The sequence below is a fragment of the Jatrophihabitans sp. genome, assembly GCF_036388195.1.
Classification (GTDB): Bacteria; Actinomycetota; Actinomycetes; order Mycobacteriales; family Jatrophihabitantaceae; genus Jatrophihabitans_A.
Window position 1 is genome coordinate 49879 of record NZ_DASVSG010000023.1, and the last position, 6988, is coordinate 56866.

General features: G+C 74.1%; 6 protein-coding genes. 4 read left to right on the forward strand and 2 right to left on the reverse strand.

What is annotated here, in order from left to right; all coding sequences use genetic code 11:
* Nucleotides 1–2: 2 nt before the first annotated feature.
* Together hemG and hemE are read right to left on the reverse strand one after the other, a co-directional pair.
* Complete coding sequence (gene hemG / locus VF612_RS01690; protein ID WP_408658116.1) at nucleotides 3–1394, reverse strand: protoporphyrinogen oxidase; 1392 nt, start codon at nucleotides 1392–1394, stop codon at nucleotides 3–5.
* A gap of 2 nt (nucleotides 1395–1396) precedes the next feature.
* On the reverse strand, nucleotides 1397–2464 hold the full coding sequence (gene hemE, locus VF612_RS01695) for a uroporphyrinogen decarboxylase (RefSeq protein ID WP_408658117.1): 1068 nt from the start codon (nucleotides 2462–2464) through the stop codon (nucleotides 1397–1399).
* A gap of 199 nt (nucleotides 2465–2663) precedes the next feature.
* Between hemE and VF612_RS01700 the strand changes: the two genes are divergently transcribed.
* The 4 genes from VF612_RS01700 to VF612_RS01715 all read left to right on the forward strand — a co-directional run.
* The gene (locus tag VF612_RS01700; RefSeq protein WP_408658121.1) at nucleotides 2664–3230 is read left to right on the forward strand and encodes a DUF3000 domain-containing protein; all 567 of its coding nucleotides are present in this window, start codon (nucleotides 2664–2666) and stop codon (nucleotides 3228–3230) included.
* Nucleotides 3220–4608 (forward strand): ribonuclease D, encoded by a 1389-nt coding sequence (locus VF612_RS01705; protein WP_408658118.1) that lies wholly within the window; start codon nucleotides 3220–3222, stop codon nucleotides 4606–4608. The genes VF612_RS01700 and VF612_RS01705 overlap by 11 nt, the downstream gene beginning before the upstream one ends.
* 188 nt (nucleotides 4609–4796) lie before the next feature.
* A complete protein-coding gene (locus VF612_RS01710) occupies nucleotides 4797–5987 on the forward strand; it encodes a thiolase family protein (RefSeq protein ID WP_408658122.1) in 1191 nt (396 codons plus the stop codon).
* A 20-nt stretch (nucleotides 5988–6007) separates the two neighbouring features.
* Nucleotides 6008–6988 (forward strand): enoyl-CoA hydratase/isomerase family protein (locus VF612_RS01715; RefSeq protein ID WP_408658119.1); only part of this gene is annotated, 981 nt, incomplete at its 3' end.

The following is a 6988-nucleotide window of genomic DNA, read 5'->3' on the forward strand; positions in this document are numbered from 1 at the left end:
TGTCATTCTCCTGACAGCCGCAGACCGGACAGCACCCGGTCGGCGGCAATGTGAGCTGATCGGATGCAGGCCGGAATGCCCACCCCGTCATAGCTGGCCCCGCACACCGCGAGGCCCGGGACGCGGTGCACGTCGGCCCTGATCCGGGCCACGCGCTGCCGGTGGCCGACGGCGTACTGCGGCAGGGCGCCACCCCAGCGCTGGACATGGCTGTCGACCGGCTGAGCCGTCACCCCGGTGATCCCGGCCAGCTCCCGGCGCACCACTGCCACCAGCTCGGCGTCGGCGCGCTGCAGCACCTGCTCCTCGCCGGCCCGTCCCAGCGAGGCACGCAGCAGCAGGACGCCCGACTCCGCGCCCACCCCCGGCCACTTCTGGGACGAGAACGTCATCGCCTTCACCGCCAGGCCCTCCACGGCGGGCACCAGGATGCCGCTGCCGGCGGGCAGCGCTCCCGGTGGCAGGCCGGCGAAGGCCAGCGTCACGATGGCCGTGCTGGCCGTCTCGATGGAGCGCAGCTCCGCCGCCGCGACCGGGGCCAGCTGGGCCAGCAGCGCCGCCGCCTTGCCGGCCGGTGTCGCCACCACCACCGCGTCCGCCGCCAGCCGCCGGCCGCTGGGCGCCGAACCGAGCGCCAGCTCGAATCCGGTCGCGGTCCGGCACAGCTCGCGGACCGGCGTCGACAACCGCACCTCGAAGCCGCCGCCCGCCGCCAGCTGCTCGGGCAGCCGGGCCAGGCCACCGGCCAGGCTGGTGAACACCGGCCCGGACGCGGGCGCGCCGACCACCGTCCCGGCTGCCACCAGCAGCGAGGCGCCGTCGCTCAGCCTGCTGGCCAGCGCCGGGATCGTCGCCTGCAACGACAGCTGCCTGGCCTGCCCGGCGTAGACGCCGCCGAGCAGCGGATCGACCAGCCGGTCCACCACCTCGTCGCCGAACCGCCGGCCCACCAGCTCACCCACCGAGATGTCCTCGGTCAGCGGCGGGTACGGCCCGCGGGCCGGCTCGTCCTCGATCGCCGCCACCGCCCGCGCGCTCAGCACCCCGCTGGCCCGGACCGCCTCGACGTCACCGGGCACCCCGATCAGCGTCCGGGCGGGCAGGCGGTGGTTGGCGCCCCCGCTGCGCAGCAGCGCCGCCGTGGTCAGCGGCGAGATCAGCTCCGATTCCAAGCCGGCCTCGACCGCCGCCCGGACGCCCTCGGGACGGCGCGCCAGCATCGCCTCGGCGCCGACGTCGACCCAGGCGCCGGCCACCTGGACGCGGCGCAGCTTGCCGCCGACCCGGTCGGCCCCTTCCAGCAGCACCACCTCGACGTCCGGCCGGGCGCACGAGATCCCGGCGGCGGCGCTCAACCCCGCGACACCGCCGCCGATGACGGCAATCCTGGGCATCGCTACAGCGAATGAACGAGCTCGACGACCCGGGTCAGCACGTCGGGATCGGTGTCGGGCAGCACGCCATGGCCGAGGTTGAAGATGTGGCCGGGGGCCCGGCGGCCCTCCTCGACTATCCGGCGGACCGCGCGCTCGATCACCGGCCAGTCCGCCAGCAGCACCGCCGGGTCGAGGTTGCCCTGGACCGCGGTGGCGCCGCCGATCCGCCGGGCGGCGACGTCGAGCGGGATGCGCCAGTCCACGCCGACCACCGAGGCGCCTGCCGAGCGCATCAGATCGAGCAGCTCGCCGGTGCCCACCCCGAAATGGATCTTCGGGATCCGGTGGCCGGCCAGCTCGGCGAACACCGCCTGCGAGTGCGGCAGCACGTACTCGGCGTAATCGGCGGCCGAGAGCCCGCCGACCCAGGAGTCGAAGAGCTGGATCGCCGACGCGCCCGCCTCGATCTGCACCCGCAGGAAGGTCGCCGAGATCTCGGCCAGCCGGCCCAGCAGGGCGTGCCAGACGGCCGGCTCGGAGTACATCAGCGCCTTCGTCCGGGCATGCTCCTTGGACGGCCCGCCCTCGATCAGGTAGCTGGCCAGGGTGTAGGGGGCCCCGGCGAAGCCGATCAGCGGCACGTCGCCCAGCTCGGCGACCAGCTGGCGCACCGAGAGCGCGATGTCGGCGACATCGGCCTCCTCCAGCCGGCGCAGCGCCGCCACGTCGGCGGCGGTGCGCACCGGATGGGCCACCACCGGTCCGGTGCCCGCGACGATCTCGATGTCGAGGCCGACGGCCACCAGCGGCACCACGATGTCGGAGAAGAAGATGGCCGCGTCCACGCCATGCCGGCGGACCGGCTGTAGGGTGATCTCGGTGACCAGGTCCGGCGTGCGGCAGGACTGCAGCATCGACGTCCCCTGCCTGAGCTTGCGGTACTCGGGCAGCGAGCGGCCGGCCTGGCGCATGAACCAGACGGGTGGGTGGGCGACCTGCTCGCCGGCCGCCGCGCGTGCCAGCAGCGAACCGGTGGCCCGGCCGCCGGGCGGCTGCGCGTCGCTGGTCTCCAGGGGGGTGGTAGTCATCGCCTCCATGGTCGCACGCGGACCCGGGCGCGGCGCGCCTCACGCCGTGCGGTTGGCCACCATGCGAAGTTCTCTTCGCGCACCTGGCGAATGCGCGCACACTGGTACTCGGAAGGGGACCCGCACGCTCATGTTGCCCGACTCTGGCTTGTCCGCGGCCGGCCAGCCCGCTGTCGAGAGCAGCGTGGACGCCGACGCGGTGCCGAGCAGCGCCCCAGAACCATTTCGCACCGCGATCAGCACCCTGCTGACCACCACGGTACGGCCGCAGGCCAGGGTCGAGCGGATCCGGCCCCCGCAGCGGCTGGCGCCCTGGACCTTCGCCGTCGCGGTGGACATCGTCCCCACCGGGAGCAGCTCTGCCAGCGGTCCCGAACCGGCCACCGGGCGCCTGGTGGTGCTCTATGACCCGGACGGCAGCGAGGCCTGGGACGGCGAGATCCGGTTGGTGGCCTACGCCCAGGCCGACCTGGCCCCGGACATGGCCGGCGATCCGCTGCTGCCGGCGGTGGGCTGGAGCTGGCTGACCGAGGCGCTGGAGCAGCGGTCGGCGGCGCACACCGCCGTCGGCGGCACCGTCACCCAGACCACCTCCACCCGGTTCGGGGACGTGCACGGCCCGACCAGTACCACCCAGCTCGAGCTGCGCGGCTCGTGGACCGCCACCTCCACCGACCTGTCGCCTCACCTGTTGGCCTTCGTCGACCTGCTGTGCGTCGCCGCCGGCCTGCCACCGGAAGGCGTGGCCGTTCTCGGTGACCGCTGACGGGACGGATTCCGAGCGCGGGGACAGCCCGCCGGATCTGGACGGCTCCCCCGAACCGGGGTCGGCCGAGCCGCCGGCGCTGTTGCTGCGGACCCCGCGGGAGGGCACCCCCCGCCCGGTCACCACGCCCGCCGAACTCGCCGAGGCGGCAGCGGGGCTCGCGGCCGGGCACGGCCCGGTGGCCATCGACGCCGAGCGCGCCTCGGGCTATCGCTACAGCCAGCGGGCGTACCTGGTGCAGCTGCGCCGGGCCGGTTACGGCACCGTGCTGATCGACCCGATCCCGTTGCCGGATCTCAGCCCGATCGACCAGGCGCTGGCCGACGCGGAATGGATCCTGCACGCCGCCTCGCAGGACCTGCCGTGCCTGGCCGAGGTGGGCATGCGCCCGCGCCGGCTGTTCGACACCGAGCTGGCGGGCCGGCTGCTGGGCTCCGAACGGGTGGCGCTGGGCACCATGGTCGAGCAATACCTGGGCATCTCGCTGGAGAAGGGCCACTCCGCGGCGGACTGGTCGACCCGGCCGCTGCCGCCGGACTGGCTGAACTACGCCGCCCTGGACGTCGAGCTGCTGATCGAGCTGCGCGAGGTGCTGGTGGCCGAGCTGGAACGGACCGGCAAGCTCGGCTGGGCCGAGCAGGAGTTCGCGGCCGTGCTCAACGCCGACCCGGCAGCTCCGCGCAGCGACCCGTGGCGCCGGACGTCCGGCATCCACAACCTGCGCAACCGCCGGCAGCTGGCCATGGTCCGGTCGCTGTGGCAGGCCCGGGACCGGCTGGCTGCCGAGCGCGACGTCGCCCCCGGCCGGACGCTGCCCGACGCCGCCATCCTGGCCGCGGTGAAGGCCAACCCGAAGGACGTGGCCGACCTGGGGAAGGTCACCATCTTCAACGGGCCGCGGCAGCGCCGGCTGGTCGGCTACTGGTTCAGCGCGCTCGCCGAGGGCCGCGACACCCCCGAGGACCAGCTGCCGCCGCTGGCGCAGGTCAGCGCCGATCCGGACGCGATGCCCTCCCCCGCGCGCTGGCGCGAGAAGGACCCGGCGGCGGCCCGGCGGCTGGCGGCCTGCAAGCAGGTGGTCACCGACCTCGCCGCCGAGCACCAGCTGCTCAGCCAGAACCTGCTGGCCGGGGACGTGATCCGCCGGCTGGCCTGGCGCTCGGTCTCGCCGGTGACCGAGGAGAACGTCCGGGCCCGGCTGGTGGAGCTGGGCGCCCGGCCGTGGCAGGTCGAGCTGCTGGCAGACCGGCTGCGTGCCGCCTTGCTTGCCCCGCCGTCCGCGCCCGCGGCGTCCGAGGTCCCGGCCTCCGGGCCAGCGGCGTCCGAGATCCCGGCGTCCGGGCCGCCGGAACCAGCAGCGGACGAGCCAGCCGGCTGAGCCACCGCGCGTCAGCCAGATCACAGCAACCCGCCGGAGCGCAGCCGTCCGCCGGCCGGTAAAGTTACCCATCGGTAACACTGTCGACCGGCACGCTTCAGGAGCCCGTTGTGACCGCACCCGCCACCGCACCCGCCACTGAGCCTGTTTCAGCTCCGCAGCGCCGCGGTCCCCGCCCGGTTCGTGAGGTGGTGTTCGTCGACGGCGCCCGCACCCCGTTCAGCAAGGCCGGCAAGGGCATGTACGCCGAGACCCGCGCCGACGACCTGATCGTCGCCGTGATCCGGGAGCTGCTGCGCCGGCATCCGGAGATCCCGCCGGAGCGGATCGACGAGGTGGCGATCGCGGCCAGCACCCAGATCGGCGACCAGGGCCTGACCATCGGCCGGGTCGCCGGCATGCTCGCCGGGCTGCCCAAGTCGGTGCCCGGCTACGCCATCGACCGGATGTGCGCCGGCGGCATGACCGCGGTCACCACGATCGCCGGCTCCATCGCCTTCGGCGCCTACGACCTGGCCATCGCCGGCGGCGTGGAGCACATGGGCCGCCATCCGATGGGCGAGGCCGCCGATCCCAACCCCCGGTTCCTGGCCGACAAGCTGGTCTCTCTCGACGCCCTGTCGATGGGCGCGACCGCGGAGAACCTGCACGACCGGTTTCCGCACCTGACCAAGGACCGCGCCGACCGCTACGCCCTGCGCAGCCAGGAGAAGGTCGCCAAGGCCTATGCCGAGGGCAAGATCCAGCCCGATCTGGTGTCGGTCGCGATCCGGTCCGCCGAGCAGGGCTGGGGGCTGGCGACCAAGGACGAGCCACCCCGCCCGGGCACCACGCTGGAGAGCCTGGCCGCCCTCAAGACCCCGTTCCGCCCGCACGGGCGGGTCACCGCCGGCAACGCCGCCGGTCTCAACGACGGCGCCACCGCCTGCATCCTGGCCAGCGCCGAGACCGCTGACGAGCTGGGGCTGCCGGTGCGGATGCGCCTGGTCGGCTACGGCTTCGCCGGCGTCGACCCCGAGCTGATGGGGGTCGGGCCCATCCCGTCCACGGAGCGGGCGCTGGCCAGCACCGGGCTGAGCATCGACGACATCGGGCTGTTCGAGCTGAACGAGGCCTTCGCCGTCCAGGTGCTGGCCTTCCTGGACCACTACGGCATCGACGACGACGACCCGCGGGTCAACCCGTACGGCGGCGCGATCGCCCTCGGCCACCCGCTGGCCTCCTCCGGCGTCCGGCTGATGACCCAGCTGGCCCGCCAGTTCGCCGAGCACCCCGAGGTGCGCTACGGCCTGACCGCGATGTGCGTCGGGTTCGGCCAGGGCGCCTCGGTGATCTGGGAGAACCCCCACCACGCAGCGGCGGACGGAGCGGACCTGTGAGCCAGCCTGTGAGCCAGCCTGTGAGCCAGCCCGGAAACGCCCCGGCCCCCACCCCGGAATTCCCCGACGAGGTCATCACCCGGGCCCTGGTCCGCTACGTCGAGGTTCCCGGCCTGGCCGGCGAGTTCGCGCTGATCACCCTCGACAACGGCCACGACCACACCCGGCCGTCCAGCTTCGGCCCCGCCGGCCTGCGCTCACTCGACGAGGCGCTGGACCAGATCGCGGCCCGTTGTCCGAAGGTCGCCGCCGTCGGCGTCACCGGCAAGCCGTTCATCTTCGCCGCCGGCGCCGACATCTCCGGGATCGGCCTGGTCACCGAACGCGCCCAGGCGCTGGCGATCGCGCAGGAGGGCCACCGGGTCTTCGCCCGGATCCGCGACCTCGACGTCCCCACCTTCGCGTTCCTCAACGGCGCGGCGCTGGGCGGCGGCCTGGAGCTGGCGCTGCACTGCGACTACCGCACCCTGTCCAGCTCGGCCGCGGCGATCGCCTTTCCCGAGTGCTTCCTCGGCCTGGTGCCGGGCTGGGGCGGGACCCAGCTGCTGCCCAACCTGATCGGCGCCGACAAGGCCGTCCGGGTGATCATCGAGAACGCGCTGAACCAGAACAGGATGCTGACCGCGAAGCAGGCTGCCGACCTCGGCATCGCCGACGTCCTGCTGGACTCGGCCGACTTCCTCGCCGAATCGCTGCGGTGGGCCGCGAAGGTCATCGACGGCTCCACGCCGGTCCAGCGGCCCGAGGTGGACCGCGGCGCCGGCTGGGACGCGGCGCTGGCCAAGGGCAGGGCAGCGGCGGACGCCCGGCTGCACGGCAGCGCGCCGGCGCCCTACCGCGCGCTGGAGCTGATCGAGCTGGCCCGGACCGCGGGCTTCGACACCGGCGCCGCCGCCGAGGACGAGGCGCTGGCCGACCTGATCATGAGCGACGAGCTGCGCAGCGGCCTGTACGCCTTCGACCTGGTGAACAAGCGGGCCAAGCGGCCGGCCGGCGCCCCG

Coding starts and splice junctions, on each gene's coding strand:
- hemG (WP_408658116.1), bottom strand. CDS start 1,394: ATGCCCAGGATTGCCGTCATCGGCGGCGGTGTCGCGGGGTTGAGCGCC.
- hemE (WP_408658117.1), bottom strand. CDS start 2,464: ATGACTACCACCCCCCTGGAGACCAGCGACGCGCAGCCGCCCGGCGGC.